The following is a 16,845-nucleotide window of genomic DNA, read 5'->3' as shown; positions in this document are numbered from 1 at the left end:
TGCGGGTCGCGATGATAGCAAGGCCTCGATCCCTCGGTTGGCCGTCCATCCAGGACGTGCGGGGTCAGCTGGCCTGGATTGTCTGAAGCGTGACGCCTGCCCGAGTTTCGCGGCTAGAGCCGATTTTCCAGGATCAGGAGCCAGGGCCTCCGGGGGACTTGCTGCATGCGGCCTTGGCTGTCGAGCTCCAGGGTGCTCTTGGAGACGGAATTGCGGACGTTGCCGCCGATGACGTCTAGGGTCCGACCATTGTTGGTGACCACCAGGTCACAGTGCCCCCTGACACCCTTGAGTGCGGATGCGCTGGTGTAGCCGTTGAAAGTCCGGACGTAGGAGGGCTTGCGGTAGGCGCAGACCAGGTCGCCAGGCTGCGGGCTGTAGTCGCTGAGGCGGCGGGGCACGAAATAGCGGCCCGGGAGGCTGGCGTTCTGGATCATGTCCGTGAGGTAGACCCAATGTGCTGGCGTGCGCCTGAATTGGCTCTCGGGGACCCCTGAGGATTTCATGATCCAACTGATAAAGGCGGCGGACCAAGGCTTCTTGCAGTCCATGCCGTCGATGCGGGGCTTGCCGACGGCGCGCCAATAGCTGTTGACGCGACGGCTGTAGCGGTAGTCGTCGTCTTCCCAGTCGCCGACGTGCGGGATGCTCTCCTCGGTGCCCTTGAAGACGACGGTCTGGCGGCCGAAGTAGCTCCATTCCTGATTCGCCCTGGAGATCATGGTGCGTTTCATGGCCGGGCTCGGCACCGGAGGGGAGCCAATGGGGGTGCCGGCCCAGCTCCCCGACGCACGCTGCCCGGTGGCGCCCGGCTGCGGCGGGGTGGCGCAGGCGACGAGGAGCAGGCTGACGAGAATGGTGGCTGCCGCTCCTGGCCAGCTTCCGGCGATGCTTTGGATCGACACGGGGCGCACTCCTTAACGAGGTGAGCATAGATGAGGTGGGCGGTGTATCGGATAGCCTTCCGCAGGGCGCCGCCCTAGCGGGGCGGGCGTGTCGTCTCGCGGAACCAGGATCGGTATTGCTCCATGCGCTGGCGCTGGGCCCGCGGTGCCGTGCGGCGGCAGGTCGACGCCTCCGTGCTGCCGGTTGGGGCAGCCCAGCGTGTTTCGATGCAATCGTTCGGATTGTAGGCGACCTCCAGCGCTTGCCGCCGGTCGTAGATCTCCCCCAATGTCAGACGCCAAGTGCTGCCGTCGCTGCGCTCGTAGCTGATGGAGCGCTCGCGCAGGCGCTGCCCGTGCAGCCGCTCGATGCGGCTCGCCGCGCGTGCGGGGCTTTCGCCGTTCAGCACATAGAGCTGGGGAAAGCGCATGATCCGCCTTGGCAGCTCGTCGAGAACCTTCATGGCGATGAGCAGGCGCATGTCGCGCGACGGCGTGGCGTAGTCCTCCCAAGGGCCGGTGGTCTCGAAGATGGCGGACCCGCTGGGCATGGAGACGACGGTTCCGGCATGGGCGCGCATGTAGGTCTCCCCGTTGTCCACCGAGGTGACGCGCGTCTGCAGCTGCTCCATGAGGGCGTCCAGGGTGGTCTCGTAAGCGGACGCCGGATCTAGGCCGTAGGGATTGATGAGCTTCTCCATGCGGGCATAGAAGTCCTCGGGATCCATGCGGGCCTGCTCGGTCGAGAAGCGGGGCAGTCCGGAGCGGCCGTCGAGGGCCGCGCTCGGCAAGACGCGCCAACCTGCTCCCCTGCTGCGGGCCAGCGGCCGAAAGGTCTTGAAGCCCGGCCCGGCGCTCGGGGTCTGCGCGAAGAGGAAGTTGCCCTCCCAATAGCGCTTGCGGGTGACCGAGTTGTCCGGTTGGGCGTCGACGGCAAGGAGCAGTCCGCTGCGCCGTCCCTGTTGCGGCACCCATTTGACGATGATCATGATGTGGCCGTAGGGGTCGGCGTAGAGCGTTCCGGGCCACATGGCGTCGCGCTTCAGCGGAACCGGATAGAAGTCGGTCTTGTCGTCGTCCAGACGGGTGCGGACGCTGCCGGAGTGGACGGTGTTGATGACCGCCCGTGCGACCTGCCGGAACCTGGCTACCGAAGCTCGGGTGCCGACGAAGCCCGTCTCGATGGTCGGCGACTGACATCTGGGCGGGCGGTTGCTGCTTCCCCGGTCGCAGCTGCGGTAGGCGAACGGCAGGCCGAGCTTCCAGGCGAAGTAGGCGCGCAGGTAATAAGGCAGGTCCGCGCAATCCGGCTCGGCAGGCAGGCGCTCGTCCTCGCGCGCGCCAAGGTAGTTGTAGAGAAAATTCTGCGCCGGATCCCTCAGCACGGGTCCCAGCGATTTGAAGCTCAGCGGCCGATCGAGCGGCGCGTTGAAGAGGTGCTCGATCCACGCCGAATAGAGGGCCTCGGCGGCCAGATCCCATTCGCCCGAGCCGCGATCGCTGCTGCCACCACCGACCCGGATCTGGGTGCAGGCGGCGACCTGGCCGCGCCGCAGCGCCTCGATGCGGTAGGTCCCCTGGGTGGGGCGGAAGACAGTCCCGTAGTTGCTCCAGGGCGGGCCGCCGCTGCTGAGATTGCGCAGGCGGCTGCGGCTGCCCGAGGGATCCGTGACCACGACATCGTCCAGGCGGCCGTCGGTCGCGACCGCGAAGACCTCCAGCGGATAGCCCGGCGCTGGCTCGAGAGGCGCGGTCCACAGATGGACCTCCGCGCCTTGCCGGCAGTCGGCCCCGGCAGGCTGAATGAATCCGGCGAGGCCGAGGAGGCCGATGCATAGGACCCTGAGCAAGCTGGCTGCTGACATCAGAGGTTGCCCACTGTCTGGCTCAACATTCAGGTGAGTGTATCCCGGATTCGCCGCCCGTGGGACCGTCGGCCCGAGTCTCAGGCCGGGCTGGAAGGCCTGGGTCCCGAGGCTCTTCGGCGTCTGGCCTGCGCGTCGAGCCCTCTGGGGTCGAGGCAGTTGCGCGACGGCTCCTGTACCATGCCCGGGGTCCAGGCGCCGCGCCGCTGACTTGCGGCAGGTCCGCGCCGGACAAGGCACGCATGCGAGGAGAGGGTATTCGCGATGAGGAGCATAGACCGCCACGCATCCCTGATCCTGATTCCGTTGAGCCTGCTGTTGCTGGCGATGTTGCCTGCAAAGGCGGGGGCCGACGAGCCCTCCGGCTCGCGCGAGCTCGTGATTGCGACGCGTGATGCACCGCCCTTCGCCATCAAGCGGGACCAAGGCTGGGATGGCATCACCATCGAGCTGCTGCGTCGCATCGCAGATGAGGAGGGGCTGAGGATCCGGCTCCGGGAGATGGGGCTCGATGAGATGTTGGGTGCGGTTGCGGCTGGGGAGATCGACGCCGCGGCCGCGGCCCTGACCATCACCGCCGAGCGTGAGCAGCGGGTCGACTTTACGCACCCCTTCTTCACCTCCGGACTCGGGGTGGCGGTCCCGCAGCGGCCTGAGCTGACCTGGTTCTCCGCGCTCCGGGGGGTAGCCTCGGGCGCCTTTCTGCAATCCCTGGCGGCCTTGCTGGGTGTCCTCACCCTGATTGGGGCCCTGGTGTGGCTTGCCGAGCGTCGTCGCAACGCTCAGTTCTCCGGCAAGCCGGCCCAGGGCGTCGGCTCGGGGATCTGGTGGTCCGCCGTCACCATGACCACCGTCGGCTATGGCGACAAGGCCCCCGTGACCTTCGCCGGCCGCCTGATCGGTCTGGTCTGGATGTTTACGAGTGTCGTGGTGGTGTCCAGCTTCACGGCCGCCATCGCAAGCTCGCTGACCGTGGGCGAGCTAGGGCAGAGCGTGAGTGGGCTCGGCGACCTCTATGGGAAGCGGGTGGTGACGGCCGAGGGCAGCACGAGCGCCCGTTTCCTCGACCAGAAGCTCGTCCGCTACAGGTCCGTCGGGGATGTCGCCGAGGCCCTGGACAGGCTGGCCGCGGGGCGGGCGGATGCCGTCGTCTATGACCTCCCCATCCTGAGATATCTGGTCAGCTCGGAGCACGCGGGTGAGCTCCGTGTGCTGCCGGGCATTCTGCTGCGGCAGGATTATGGGATCGCGCTGCCGCCAGAGGCCGAGCTGCGCGAGACCGTCAATCGGTGGATTCTGCGAATGATCCAAAGCCCGGAATGGACGCCCATGGTCGAGGGCTACCTCGGGCACGCGGGCTGAGCCCCTGCCTCGCCGGTCGACTTGCTGCGACGCCGCGCGCGAAAGAAGGCCCTCAGGGTCTCGCCGCAGTCATCCGCGAGAACCCCGCCGCGGCACTCGGTCCGATGGTTGAACCTGCCGTCCGAGGGCAGCAGGTCGAAGACGCTCCCGCAGGCGCCGGCCTTGGGGTCTGTGGCGCCATAGACGACTTCTGCCACGCGCGCATGGACGATGGCGCCAGCGCACATGACGCAGGGCTCGAGCGTGACGTACAGGGTCGTGCCTGGCAGCCGATAGTTGCCGATGTGACCGCCAGCGTCGCGCAGCGCCTGGATCTCGGCGTGGGCGGTGGCGTCGCTCTCGCCGATCGGGCAGTTCCAGCCCTCGCCGATGACCTCGCCGTCACCGACCAGAACGGCGCCGACCGGGACCTCACCCACTTCCGAGGCCCGCCGGGCAAGCATGAGCGCCCGTTTCATCCAGCGCTCATCCTCCGGCGATGGGGCTATTCCCACTCGATGGTGCCCGGCGGCTTGCCGGTGATGTCGTAGACGACGCGCGAGACGCCCTCGACCTCGTTGGCGATGCGGCGGCAGACCAGGTCGAGGAAGTCGTAGGGCAGGTGCGCCCAGCGGGCCGTCATGAAGTCGATGGTCTCCACCGCGCGCAGGGCGATGACGTGGGCGTAGAGTCGATTGTCGCCGACCACGCCGACGGAGCGCACCGGCAGGAAGACGGCGAAGGCCTGGGAGACCTGCTCGTAGAGGTCGGCGCGGCGCAGCTCTTCGATGAAGATGTGGTCCGCGAGCCTTAGGGTCTTGGCAAAGTCCTTCTGCACCTCGCCGAGGATGCGCACGCCGAGGCCGGGGCCGGGGAAGGGGTGGCGATAGACCATCTCCGAGGGTAGGCCCAGCTCGATCCCGATCTTGCGAACCTCGTCCTTGAACAGCTCGCGCAGCGGCTCGACGAGCTGAAGGTTCATCTCCTCGGGCAGGCCGCCGACATTGTGATGGGATTTGATGACCTTGGCCTTGCCGGTCTTGGCGCCGGCGGATTCGATGACGTCCGGGTAGATGGTCCCTTGGGCGAGCCAGTTGACGTCCTGGAGCTTGCTGGCCTCGTCGTCGAAGACCTCGATGAAGGTGTTGCCGATGATCTTGCGCTTCTGCTCGGGGTCGCTGACCCCCTTGAGCCGACCCAGGAAGCGGTCCTCCGCATCCACGCGGATGACGTTCACGCCCATGTGGCGGGCGAAGGTGCTCATGACCTGATCGCCCTCGCCGAGGCGCAGCAGCCCGTTGTCGACGAAGACGCAGGTGAGCTGATCGCCGATGGCGCGGTGGAGCAGGGCGGCGACCACGCTGGAGTCGACCCCGCCGGACAGGCCGAGCAGGACCCTGTCGCTGCCGACCTGCTCGCGCACGCGCGCGATGCTGTCCTCGATGATGTTGCTCGCTGTCCAGAGGCGTCCGCAGCCGCAGATGTCGTGGACGAAGCGCTCGATGATGCGCTGGCCCTGGCGGGTGTGGGTGACCTCGGGATGGAACTGTACGCCGTAGAAGCGGCGCTCCTCGTCGGCGATACCCGCGAGCGGGGCGTTGTCGGTCTCGGCGATGACGTGAAAGCCAGGCGGCAGGCTTTCGACACGGTCGCCGTGACTCATCCAGACGTCGAGCAGGCCATAGCCTTCGGGGCTGGTGTGGTCTTCGATGTCGCGCAGCAGCTGCGAGTGACCGCGCGCGCGAACCTGGGCATAGCCGTACTCGCGGTGGGTCGCGGGCACGACATCGCCGCCGAGCTGGGCGGTCATGGTCTGCAGGCCGTAGCAGATGCCGAGGACAGGCACGCCGAGGTCGAGCACCAGCGGATCGGCGCGCGGCGTCTCCTCCTCGTGAACCGACTGCGGGCCACCGGAGAGGATGACGCCGCTCGGCGCGAAGTCGCGAATGGCCTGTGCATCCATGTCGAAGGGATGCAGCTCGCAATAGACGCCGGCCTCGCGCACCCGGCGGGCGATCAGCTGGGTGTACTGCGATCCGAAGTCGAGGATGAGGATACGGTCGGCGTGGATGTTGGACATGTGCGGTCGGCTTGGCTAGTGGTCGTTCGATGTGGCCCGCAGGGCTTCGCGGAAGCCCTTGATGGCCTGGGATGTGGTCGGCTGATCCAGGAAGCGGGTCAGTAGCTGCAGGTCGAGCCCGGGCAAGACCTCAGTCTGTGCAATGGGGACGTAGCGCTCGTCTTGCAGACGGTAGGGCTGGATGCTGCCCTTGCGCCAATACCAGATCTCCGCCACGCCGAGCTTGCGGTAGATCTCGAGCTTGTCGATGCGCCCCGAGGTCCAGACGACCTCGATGGCGAGATGCGGGCGCTCCACTCCCGGGTCGCCGAAGATATAGCACTCGTCCGGCTCGGCGCCTCGGGTGCGGTCGCTGGACTTGAGCGTCCAGGAGCCCAGCACGGAGAAGGCGATATCGCGCTCGAGGCAGTAGGTCTCGACCAGGCAGCCGATGAGCGACTTGATCGCCTCGTGTGTCCGGGACGGGCTCATGATCTCGACCTCTCCTTCCAGATAGGAGATGCGCGGCGCCGAGTGATCGCCGCGCATCTCCAGGAGCTGCTCGTAGCCCTCCCAGCTCACATCGTGGAGGCAGACGATGTGATCTTCGCTCGGGCTGTCGTCACGCTGCTGGTAGTCGGTTTGGCTGAGCATTTGCCCGGACTCCTGAGGTCTGGTCAGCGTCGGGATTCGAGGCTGTGCCTCCGGTCGCACAGGGGGCTTCCGGCGGCTGCTCAACGCCCTGTGCGCTGAGGTCAGTTGTCGATCCGGTAGTTCGGCGCTTCCTTGGTGATCTGCACGTCATGGACGTGAGATTCGCGCGCTCCGGCCCCGCTGATGCGGACGAACTCCGGCTTGGTGCGCATCTCGTCGATGGTCGCGCAACCTGTGTAGCCCATGCTGGAGCCGAGGCCGCCGATGAGCTGGTGGATGACGTTGAGCAGGCTGCCCTTGTAGGGCACGCGGCCCTCGATGCCCTCCGGGACCAGCTTCTCCTTCTCCGTGCCTTCCTGGAAGTAGCGGTCGCTCGAGCCCTCGGACGAGCCCATGGCGCCGAGCGAGCCCATGCCGCGGTAGGACTTGTAGGAGCGGCCCTGGTAGATCTCGACCTCGCCGGGGGACTCGTCGGTGCCGGCGAAGAGGCCGCCGATCATGACGCTATTTGCGCCGGCCGCGATCGCCTTGGCGATGTCTCCGGAGAAGCGCAGGCCGCCGTCCGCGATCAAGGGGACCCCGGTGCCCTGCAGCGCCTCGGTGACATTCGCGACCGCAGTGATCTGAGGCACGCCGACGCCCGCCACGATGCGGGTGGTGCAGATGGAGCCCGGGCCGATGCCGACCTTGACCGCATCGGCGCCGGCCTCGACGAGCGCATGCGCCGCCGCCGCGGTCGCGATGTTACCGCCGATGACCTGCAGCTCTGGGTAGTGCGCCTTGGCCCACTTGATGCGGTCCAGCACGCCTTGCGAGTGCCCATGGGCGGTGTCGACCACGATGACATCCACACCGGCCTCGACCAAGGCGCTGATGCGCTCCTCCGTGCCCTTGCCGACGCTGACCGCCGCGCCGCAGCGCAGGCGCTCCTGGCCGTCGCGCGAGGCCTTGGGGAAGTCCTTGGCCTTCTGGATGTCCTTCACCGTCACCAGGCCGCGCAGCTCGAAGTCCTTGTTGACGACCAGCACCTTCTCGATGCGATGCTTGTGCAGGAGGTTCATGACATCCTGCCGGCTGGCGCCTTCCTGTACGGTGACGAGCCTGTCCTTGGGGGTCATGATGGCCGAGACCGGGGCGTCCATCCGGGTCTCGAAGCGCAGGTCGCGGCCGGTCACGATGCCGACCAGCTCACCCTCGTCCGTCACGGGCACGCCGGAGATGTTGTTGGCATGGGTCAGCTGAACGACCTCGCCGATGCTCATGCTCGGCGGCACCGTGATGGGGTTGCGGATGATGCCGCTCTCGTATTTCTTGACCGCCAGCACCTCGCGGGCCTGGCGCTCGGCGCTCATGTTCTTGTGAATGACGCCGATGCCGCCTTCCAGCGCCATGGCGATCGCCAGGCGGGATTCCGTGACCGTGTCCATGGCCGCGGAGACGAGCGGGATGCGCAGGTCGATCTGGCGCGTGAGCTTGGTTTGGAAATCCACCTCGTTGGGCAGAACGGTGGAGTGGGCAGGGACGAGGAGGACGTCGTCGAAGGTGAGGGCTTCCTGGATCAGGCGCATGGAAATCGGCTCCGCGGATCGGTTCCAAAGCTGGAAGATAACAGATAAGTATAAAATCTATATTTCGACCAGTAAACTCGGTTATGTTCGCTCGGTGCAGCCATTCGTCGCGTTGGACTGAGCACGAGGTCACAGATTCGCATGCCCATCACGTCTGCCGCCGCGGCATCCAGTACCGACTTCAACCGCGACATCTACAGCGTCGCTCGTCTCACGAGCGAAGTCCGCGCCGTGCTCGATGGCAGCTTTCCGCTGCTCTGGGTGCGCGGTGAGCTCTCGAATCTGGCCCAGCCGGCCTCGGGACACATCTACTTCAGCTTGAAGGACGAGGCCGCGCAGGTGCGCTGCGCCATGTTCAGGTCCAAGCGGATCCTGTTGCCGTTTCGACCGGAGAACGGTCAGCAGGTTCTGGTGCGCGCCCGCGTGACCCTCTACGAGCCCCGGGGCGATTTCCAGCTGGTCGTGGAGCACATGGAGCCAGGCGGGGAGGGCGCGTTGCGACTGGCCTTCGAGCGCCTCAAGCAAAAGCTCGCCGCCGAAGGTCTCTTCGACGAGGCCGTCAAGAAGGCCATTCCCGTTTTTCCTCGCCAGGTCGGGCTCATCACCTCGCCATCCGGTGCCGCCCTGCGCGATCTGCTCACGGTCCTCGGCCGACGCTTCGCCGGACTGCCGGTGATGATCTATCCGGCCCAGGTCCAGGGCGAGGCCGCGCCCGCGTCCTTGATCGCCGCCCTGCAGACCGCCAACGCGCGGGCCGACTGTGATGTGCTCATCCTCGCCCGGGGTGGGGGCTCGCTCGAAGACCTCAACGCCTTCAACGACGAGGGCTTGGCACGCGCCATTCGCGCTTCAGGGATCCCGGTCGTCAGCGGCGTCGGCCACGAGATCGACTTCACCATCGCCGACCTGGCGGCCGACCGCCGTGCCGCGACACCCTCGGCGGCGGCCGAGCTGGTCGCGCCGTCGGCAGAGCACCTGCGTCAACGTGTGCTTGCGCTCTCGACCCGCCTCAACGGTGCCCAGCAGCGCAAGATCGACGCATCCCGTCAGCGCTTGACCGCCGTCACCCGCCACCTGGCGCTCTTGCATCCGGCGGCGCGGCTGCAGCAGCAGGCCCAGCGGCTGGACCGTGCCGAGATCCGGCTGCGGGCGCTCATCGCGGAGCGCGTTGCGCGCTCGCGGCGGCGTCTGCAGCCCTTGATGGATCGCCTTGCGGCCGTGTCGCCCGATCGCAGAATCGAGCGCGCGCAGCTCAGGCTTGCCAGTTTTCAGCAGCGCCTGATCCGCTCGCAAAGTGAGCTGCTGGCGCACCGCCGCGAGCGCCTCATGCGCGCGGTCTCGGGTTTGGAGGCGCGCAGTCCTTTGGGGACGCTGACACGCGGCTATGCCATCTTGACCAAGCTGCCCGAGGGCGAGATCGTCCGCGATCCGGCGCAGGTGGAGGCGGGTGACCGGGTTCGGGCGCGTGTCGCCGGAGGCACTTTCGAGGCCGTCGTCCACGACGATTCGAGCGACTGAGGGCCTGTCATGCCCGCCGCGACTGGTCCGGGGCTTCAGTACTTGAATGCCTTGGAACCCCTGCACGGGGCCACATGCTGTGTGGATCGCCAACGCATTCCAAGTTCTGACAAGGAGCCACCATGCCAACGCGAATCTATCTAGTGCGGCACGGCGCGACCGAGCTGACGGCCGAAGACCGCTTTGCCGGATCCACCGATGTGCCGCTCTCCGAGGAGGGCCGTCGCCAGGCGGCTGCCCTGGCCGAGCGGCTGCGCTGCGACACCCTCGATGGCATCTACGCCAGCCCGATGGGCCGCACCCTGGAGACGGCGCGCATCATCGCCGCACCTCATGGCTGCGAGGTGCGAGCTGAGCCGGATCTGCGCGAGATCGCCTACGGGCACTGGGAAGAGCGCACGCGCGACGAGATCGAGCAGACGTTCGGCGAGGAGTACGACGCCTGGCAAGAAGATCCCTTGACCATTGCGCCGGCGGGGGGCGAGTCCGGCGTGCAGGTGCTCGCGCGCGCCCTGCCCGTGATCCGGCGTATCGTTCAAGGGCATCGGCATCGCTCGGTCTTGATCGTCTCGCACAAGGGCACGAACCGCCTGCTGATCAGCAGCCTGCTGGGCTTCGACGCGCGCGGATATCGCGACCGGCTGGATCAGAGCCCGGCCGCCTTGACCATTCTGGAGTTCGCCAACGACGTCCGCGCCCGGCTGAAGCTCTTCAACGACATCTCGCACTACGACAGGCTGCCCGAGCGCTGCTTCGAGCAGCGGCTGTCACGCTGGTGGAGCGCGCCGGATAAGCGCGGCGGCGATGTCTGAGCCTGAAGTCGGCGATTTGAACCGCAAAGACGCGAAGGCCGCGAAGATGAGTCAGGGATGGCCCATGCGCGTTTCGAGGACGTCTCGCCGGCCCTGGGAGTGTCGGCCTCCAGGCCGACACCTGTTGATCGAGAGGTCAAGATTCCCAGGGTTGCCCGATCGTTGGCGGGGCCGCGTATGCGTCTCCACCCGTCTACCGCGTCACCTCGGTCTTCCGTCTTTGATCAGCCGGCCCAGGCCTGCGTCGATTCCCTGGTCCCGCCTGCGCTTCGCCTCGGTCTCCCGCTGCATCATCTCTGCGAGCGACCTCAGGGTGAGCCAGGACTTGCGCTCCGGCTTGAGCGCGAACAGCAGAAGCGAGCGGTCGCCAACCTCGTAGGTCCCACCCGACTGAATACTCGGCGGCTCGCTGCGCTCGGGTGCCGCCGTGTCGATGAGGCAGAGCCAGGACTTGCTGCCCACCACCTCGGGCAGCCGGAAGGGCAGGCTTTCGTGGTGGGCGTTGACGACCAGGAGCAGGGTGGCGTCGGCCCCAGGTTTCTTGATCCCAGACGCCTGCGCGCGGCCGTCGAGCAGTGCGCCGAGACAGCGTGCGTGCACGTCGTGCCATTGCTCGGGGGTCATCTCGGTGGCTTCCGGCGTCAGCCAGGTCACGTCCTTGACGTCCAGCTCGGCGTCATACTCCCCGGTCAGGAAGCGGTTGCGGTGCAGCAGCGGGTAGGACTGGCGGAGGCTGATCAGCTCGCGGGTGAAGTCCGCCAGCAGCTTGCCGTCCTCGTCGATGCGCGTCCAATCGATCCAGTTGGTCTCGTTGTCCTGGCAATAGGCGTTGTTGTTGCCGTGCTGGGTGCGGCCGAATTCGTCCCCGGCCAGGATCATCGGGGTGCCGAGCGAGAACAGCAGGGTGCCGAGAAAATTGCGCTTCTGACGCGCGCGCAGCGTCTTGATCGCCGCGTCCTCGGTCGGTCCCTCGACGCCGTGGTTCCAGCTCAGGTTGTGCGCGTGGCCGTCGCGGTTGTCCTCACCATTGGCCTCGTTGTGCTTGTCGTTGTAGGAGACGAGGTCCTGGAGGGTGAAGCCGTCGTGCGCCGTGACGAAGTTGACCGAGACCCAGGGGCGTCTCCCGCGCTTGTGGAAGAGGTCGCCCGAGGCGCTCAGCCGCGCCGCCAGCTCCGGCAGCTTGCCCTCGTCGCCCTTCCAGAAGGCGCGCACCGTGTCGCGGTAGCGGTCGTTCCACTCGGCCCAGCCGGGCGGGAAGTTGCCGACCTGATAGCCGCCCGGGCCGATGTCCCAGGGCTCCGCGATCAGCTTGACGCCCGCGAGCACCGGGTCCTGGCAGATGGCGTCGAAGAAGCCGCTGCTGGGGTCGAAACCGTGCAGCTCGCGGCCCAGGATGGTTGCCAGGTCGAAGCGGAAGCCATCCACATGCATCTCGGTCGTCCAGTAGCGCAGGCTGTCCAGCACCAGCTGCAGCACCCGCGGGTGCGTGAGATTGAAGGTGTTTCCGGTCCCGGTGTCGTTGATGTAGTACCTCGGGTCGTCCGGCATCAGCCGGTAGTAGGCGGCGTTGTCGATCCCCTTGAAGGACAGCGTCGGTCCCTGCTCGTTGCCCTCGGCGGTGTGGTTGTAGACCACGTCCAGGATGACCTCCAGCCCCGCATCGTGCAGGCGCGCGACCATCTCCTTGAATTCGTTGATGATCGGGTTGGCCAAATAGCGCGGGTCCGGGGCGAAGAAGCCGATTGTGTTGTAGCCCCAGTAGTTGCGCAGCCCTTGCTCGACCAGAAAGTGATCGTCGATGAAGGCGTGCACGGGCAGCAGCTCGACCGAGGTGACGCCCAGCCCTTTGATGTAGGAGATCACCTCGTGCTGCGCCATGCCGGCGAAGGTGCCCCGGTTGGCCGGTGGGACTAAGGGGTGCAGCATGGTGTAGCCGCGCACCTGGGTCTCGTAGAGGATGGTGCGCTCCCAGGGGATCTTCGGCCGGCGATGACGGCCCCAGGTGAAGGCCGGGTCGATGACGCGGCACTTCGGCATGGAGCGGGCGCTGTCGCGGCGGTCGAACGAGAGATCGCCCTTGGGGGAGCCGTAGCGATAGCCGAAGAGGGTGTCGCTCCACTGCAGGTTGCCGACCAGCGCCTTGGCATAGGGATCGAGGAGCAGCTTGTTAGGATTGAAGCGATGGCCCGCCGATGGCTCATAGGGGCCGTGGACGCGATAGCCGTAGACGGCGCCTGGGCGCGCGTCGGGCAGGTAGCCGTGCCAGATCTCGTCGGTGTACTCCGGCAGCTCGATGCGCTCGATCTCGCGGCGGCCATGCTGGTCGAAGATGCACAGCTCGACCTTGGTGGCATTGCCGGAGAAAAGCGCGAAGTTGACGCCGCGGCCGTCCCAGGTGGCGCCGAGACGATGCGGCGATCCTTCCTGAACGCGTGACTCGCGCTTTGGCGAAGTCCCGGAGGGGAGCCGCTTCTTGCCGGAAAGAGATGTTAGGTCCATGGAAGCGTGCCTCGCGGTCGTCCTGCTGGGGGTCTTGGAGATTCGCCGCGGCCATGGGGGCCGCGCGCATGATGCCGTCTCGATACAGACTGGAGGGCGGCGACCAAAGGGCATTGTCCCCTTGGTTAAAGATTCCGGCGCCCCGCTCCAAGGGTCAAGGATGGGGCGTCGGGTCGAGCGGTGAGGGCAGAGACCTAGGCGCGGTCTCAAGCGTGGGCTAGAGGGACTAGGTTAATGCCAACCGACAGGGAATGGCCAGTCGTGACTGATCTGAGCAGCCTCGTGAGCTCGTATGGCGTTCGATCGCGCCGCCAGCCTGATGCAATGTGCGCGGGGTGATGACTTGCTCGCGTCGCTCCAGCGGGACACCTGTCGGTTTCTGTGAGTATCAGGTCAGGAGGTATTGACTGGCTTAGGCGGAGCTCACACTGTTTCCCTTGACCTGAACGGGACGGCTCGATGAGTACGATTGTCCTCGATACGCACAAATTCATCCGGACCCTGAAGGACTTTGGCAATCCAGAGAGCCAGGCGGGGGCCATTGCCGAGGCGTTTCGTGCGGCGCATATCGAGGCTGAGCTTGCGACCAAGACCGACTTGCGTGAGCCTGAGTATCGCTTGGTCATCAAGCTTGGCGCCATGATGATGGCGGCAATCGCGGCGGTTGCGACGCTGGTCGAGTTGCTGTAGCCGGGCGATCGACGCCGATCGAGTCCGCCTCTCTTCCCCGCCTTACCGAACGATCGACGCGCAGCGACTAACAGCTCGGTCGCGCCTCTCGTCGCGCGATCCCTTCCCTGCCGCCTCTTTCGCAGACCTGATTGACGTGGCGCCGGCGTTCACCACGCGGACGCCCGCCCGGAACCGACCCGCCATTCTCCTGTCCCTAGTCCTTTCCGCCCCCACTGGTGTGCCCTTGTGACCCCGCCCCCTTCGTCGATCTAGCCCTGTCGGGACGCCTCCGCGCTCGACGCCCTGTGCCAGACGGTCGTTCGCGCAGGCGCGCTGATGGCCGCCGCCGGCACTGGCGTCTATCGCGTCAAGGAGGAGACGAGCCGGGTTGGCGCTGCCTTGGGGCTCGACGCGGTTCACGCCGCGGTGACGCTCAACACCCTGATCGCGACCTGCCGGCAGGGCGGTCGCAGCCACACCCTGGTTGAGACGATTCCGGCCATCAGCGTCAACGCCGGCCGCATCGCCGCCATGGAGTCCTTGACGCTGGAGCTGAGGCCCGGAGCCACGCCCGCTGCTGCGCGATTGTGCTCGGCCCCCGTTCGCGCTCGAGCGCCTGGCACCAGGGCGCTGACGCTCACGCCACTGGAAGTGATCGACCATCTCGCGGCACAGCTTGTTCGCAGATTGGCCGCCGCCTCGGTGCCACCGCCATCGCTACCACGGCGTGATCGCCCCCAACTCGCCCCTGCGTGCGCCAGCCATCGCGTATGGACGTGCTGCAGCCGACAACCCAAGTGCCCGCGATGAGGTCGCCAAACCGTTGCCCGCCCCGGCGCCGAACGCTCGCTCCCCGGCAAGCGATCTCTGGGCCATGCTGCTGGCCCGGCTGTTCGCGTCGCTGCCCCTGGTCTGTCCCAACTGCGGCGCGGACATGCGCATCATCGCCTTCATCACTGACGCCGCGCCCGTCGCGCAGATCCTCATCCACATCGGGGACCGTCTCGGGCGGCAGCCGAAGCACCGCGTGCGCGATCGGCATGGCCGAGTGCACGCCGAAGCGGCGAGCCTCGTAAGAGCAGGTAGCGACGACCCCGTGCGTACCCGGCTCGGCACCGACCACCACCGGCCGACCGCGCCATTCGGGATGGTCGCGCTGCTCGACCGACGCGTAGAAGGCGTCGAGATCGACATGTAGGATCAGACGGGACATGGGTCGATCGGGCTCAGGTATTGTCGTCATTTGGTGAGGTTCCCTGCGCTGGCGGGCTTCGTCCAAGGGGCGGGCACGACACCCTGGTTGAGCCAAACGGGTATCCACGGCAGGCTGTGTCATCCTTCACTTCGGCTTCTCTGAATCCTATGCCAGATATTCATGCGCTGCAGGCCTGCTTCCCGCGCTCCGGGCGCCTGGAGTGGATCGGTCTGCGTCCCGAACGGCGTGCATCCGTTCAGACGCCCCAGACTGTCGTCGCCCTGGCTGGCCAGGGTCTGGAGGGCGACCATTATCGCGCACGCGGGCGCGGCTCGCGCCAAGTCACCCTGATTCAGGCCGAGCACCTGGCGGTGATCGGGGCGCTGCTGGGTTGTGTTGCACCGGCGCCCGAGGTCTTGCGCCGCAACCTGGTGGTCTCCGGGATCAACCTGCTCGCACTCAAGGGGTGGCGGTTCCAGATCGGCGCGGCTGTGCTGGAGGGCTCGGGGTTAGCCCATCCCTGCTCGCGCATGGAGGAGGTCCTTGGCGCCGGTGGCTACAACGCGATGCGTGGGCACGGCGGCTTGACGGCCCGCATCATCCGCGCCGGTCGTCTTGCGGTTGGGGATGACGTCGTTGCGCTTGGTCCCGTCGAGGATGGCGCCGATGACAAGGTCGAGTGAATCCGAGCCCGCGAGAGGCCTCAGATGCGCGCGATTCGATCGGAGCCTCGAGGATTTGGCCGTCTTGAGAGCCGTGCGCTCGAGTGAGTCACTCAGTCTGCTCTCATGGCGTTCTGGGGCTTGGCCGCGCCGACCCGTCTTGATGGACCCTGTTGCAACGGCATCGGCGAGCGGCTTAAGCGAGTGACGTTTCGACGTGCCATGCACATTGTCTCTTGCGGACAGCCAGGTGTTGGTTGCGATCCGTGTAAGCTCGGTTCTGGCTGAAAAGCCTCACCTCAGGTCATCGCGACTCAGGGAGTCCCATGCTAGGCTTGCTGCAGCGCAACTTGATCCAATCAACGCGCATAAGGCGCGACATCGAGCTATTGCTCCTGCTGTAGAGGTGAACACGTGAACCGAGAACGAACGCTGAAGCTTCTAGCCGAGCACAAGGCGGATCTGGCTCGACGCTTTGGTGTTTCCGAGCTGGCGCTCTTTGGGTCAACCGTTCGTGGCGATGAGCGGGTGGACAGCGACATCGATATCCTGGTGTCCTTCGATGGACCCTCGACCTCGCAGCGCTACTTCGGCGTTCAGTTCTATCTCGAAGACCTTCTTGGGCGCTCGGTTGATCTCGTCACTCGCAAGGCACTGCGCCGAGAGCTGGTGCCTTATGTCGAACGCGAGGCGATTCGTGTCTGACCCCACCGAGAGCAAACGAGAGTGGGGCTTCTACCTCGACGACATGATCGCATTTGGAGAGAAGGTATCGGCCTATTCACAGGGACTGGACCAGCAGACATTCGTCGGCAACTCGCTCGTCTACGACGCCACGCTCCGAAACCTTGAGCTGATTGGCGAGGCCGCGACGCATATTCCCGATGATGTGCATTCGGCCAACCCTCAAATCCCTTGGCGTCTCATCATCGCGACACGAAATCGTTTGATCCGCGGCTATTTGGGAATCGATGACGTAACTTCTCAATAAGTCGTGGCAGCCTTGGCTGAGGAGATCCGTTAGAGTATTGCCTCGGCTCCGAATCCTGACCTTCGAATCGCTCCCGGCATGCCCGCTCCGATCACCCTCCCAGACATCCCCGACGCGGCGCGTAC

14 protein-coding genes and 2 pseudogenes are annotated in these 16,845 nt (G+C 66.3%); 8 read left to right on the top strand and 8 right to left on the bottom strand.

The genetic code is table 11. The features are described from left to right. Window positions 1-113: 113 nt before the first annotated feature. Window positions 114-905: a DUF2272 domain-containing protein gene (locus G3446_RS14885; protein WP_342450121.1), complete on the bottom strand. Its 792-nt coding sequence runs from the start codon at window positions 903-905 to the stop codon at window positions 114-116. A 74-nt stretch (window positions 906-979) separates the two neighbouring features. Beyond that, window positions 980-2,749, bottom strand: coding sequence for a hypothetical protein (locus G3446_RS14880; RefSeq protein WP_164453618.1), 1,770 nt, complete (start codon window positions 2,747-2,749; stop codon window positions 980-982). A 264-nt stretch (window positions 2,750-3,013) separates the two neighbouring features. Between G3446_RS14880 and G3446_RS14875 the strand changes: the two genes are divergently transcribed. Continuing rightward, window positions 3,014-4,111, top strand: a complete 1,098-nt coding sequence (locus G3446_RS14875) for a transporter substrate-binding domain-containing protein (protein WP_164453617.1) — start codon at window positions 3,014-3,016, stop codon at window positions 4,109-4,111. On the opposite strand, the gene tadA is transcribed toward G3446_RS14875, so the two are convergent. The 4 genes from tadA to guaB all read right to left on the bottom strand — a co-directional run bounded on the left by tadA (window position 4,090) and on the right by guaB (window position 8,371). After that, a complete protein-coding gene (gene tadA / locus G3446_RS14870; RefSeq protein WP_342450123.1) occupies window positions 4,090-4,599 on the bottom strand; it encodes a tRNA adenosine(34) deaminase TadA in 510 nt (169 codons plus the stop codon). The genes G3446_RS14875 and tadA overlap by 22 nt on opposite strands. Beyond that, window positions 4,596-6,170: a glutamine-hydrolyzing GMP synthase gene (gene guaA, locus G3446_RS14865; protein WP_164453615.1), complete on the bottom strand. Its 1,575-nt coding sequence runs from the start codon at window positions 6,168-6,170 to the stop codon at window positions 4,596-4,598. The genes tadA and guaA overlap by 4 nt, the downstream gene beginning before the upstream one ends. A 15-nt stretch (window positions 6,171-6,185) precedes the next feature. Further along, a complete protein-coding gene (locus G3446_RS14860; RefSeq protein ID WP_164453614.1) occupies window positions 6,186-6,803 on the bottom strand; it encodes a Uma2 family endonuclease in 618 nt (205 codons plus the stop codon). A gap of 101 nt (window positions 6,804-6,904) precedes the next feature. Beyond that, complete coding sequence (gene guaB, locus G3446_RS14855) at window positions 6,905-8,371, bottom strand: IMP dehydrogenase (protein WP_164453613.1); 1,467 nt, start codon at window positions 8,369-8,371, stop codon at window positions 6,905-6,907. A 141-nt stretch (window positions 8,372-8,512) separates the two neighbouring features. Between guaB and xseA the strand changes: the two genes are divergently transcribed. Next, window positions 8,513-9,889, top strand: a complete 1,377-nt coding sequence (gene xseA, locus G3446_RS14850; RefSeq protein ID WP_164453612.1) for an exodeoxyribonuclease VII large subunit — start codon at window positions 8,513-8,515, stop codon at window positions 9,887-9,889. Between the two features lie 122 nt (window positions 9,890-10,011). Next, window positions 10,012-10,701, top strand: coding sequence for a histidine phosphatase family protein (locus G3446_RS14845; RefSeq protein WP_164453611.1), 690 nt, complete (start codon window positions 10,012-10,014; stop codon window positions 10,699-10,701). Window positions 10,702-10,902: 201 nt separating this feature from the next. Here the strand turns inward: G3446_RS14845 and glgX are convergent, their stop codons facing one another. Further along, window positions 10,903-13,200 carry a glycogen debranching protein GlgX gene (glgX, locus tag G3446_RS14840; protein ID WP_164453610.1) on the bottom strand — a complete coding sequence of 766 codons (2,298 nt, stop codon included), beginning with the start codon at window positions 13,198-13,200 and terminating at the stop codon, window positions 10,903-10,905. 459 nt (window positions 13,201-13,659) lie between these two features. Here glgX and G3446_RS14835 point away from each other — a divergent pair, with 459 nt between their 5' ends. Together G3446_RS14835 and G3446_RS29455 are read left to right on the top strand one after the other, a co-directional pair. After that, window positions 13,660-13,890, top strand: a complete 231-nt coding sequence (locus G3446_RS14835; protein WP_164453609.1) for a DUF1640 domain-containing protein — start codon at window positions 13,660-13,662, stop codon at window positions 13,888-13,890. Window positions 13,891-14,175: 285 nt separating this feature from the next. Beyond that, window positions 14,176-14,418, top strand: a pseudogene (locus G3446_RS29455) (threonine/serine exporter family protein); the annotation flags it as partial. Between the two features lie 91 nt (window positions 14,419-14,509). Here the strand turns inward: G3446_RS29455 and G3446_RS29450 are convergent. Continuing rightward, window positions 14,510-15,085: a Y-family DNA polymerase gene (locus G3446_RS29450; protein WP_483414735.1), complete on the bottom strand. Its 576-nt coding sequence runs from the start codon at window positions 15,083-15,085 to the stop codon at window positions 14,510-14,512. Between the two features lie 149 nt (window positions 15,086-15,234). On the opposite strand from G3446_RS29450, the gene G3446_RS14820 reads away from it, so the two are divergent. The 3 genes and pseudogenes from G3446_RS14820 to G3446_RS14810 form a co-directional block, all read left to right on the top strand. Next, window positions 15,235-15,750: an MOSC domain-containing protein gene (locus G3446_RS14820; RefSeq protein ID WP_164453608.1), complete on the top strand. Its 516-nt coding sequence runs from the start codon at window positions 15,235-15,237 to the stop codon at window positions 15,748-15,750. Window positions 15,751-16,143: 393 nt separating this feature from the next. Continuing rightward, window positions 16,144-16,434: a nucleotidyltransferase domain-containing protein gene (locus tag G3446_RS14815; protein ID WP_164453607.1), complete on the top strand. Its 291-nt coding sequence runs from the start codon at window positions 16,144-16,146 to the stop codon at window positions 16,432-16,434. Further along, window positions 16,406-16,711 (top strand): annotated as a pseudogene (locus G3446_RS14810) (HepT-like ribonuclease domain-containing protein); the annotation flags it as partial. The gene G3446_RS14815 and the pseudogene G3446_RS14810, both read left to right, overlap by 29 nt. Between the last annotated feature and the right edge of the window lie 134 nt (window positions 16,712-16,845).

Origin of the sequence: Thiorhodococcus minor, assembly GCF_010820565.1 — a bacterium.
GTDB classification, from domain to species: Bacteria; Pseudomonadota; Gammaproteobacteria; order Chromatiales; family Chromatiaceae; genus Thiorhodococcus; species Thiorhodococcus minor.
Note: the sequence above shows the minus strand (reverse complement) of the source record. Positions and strands in the feature narration are given on the sequence as shown.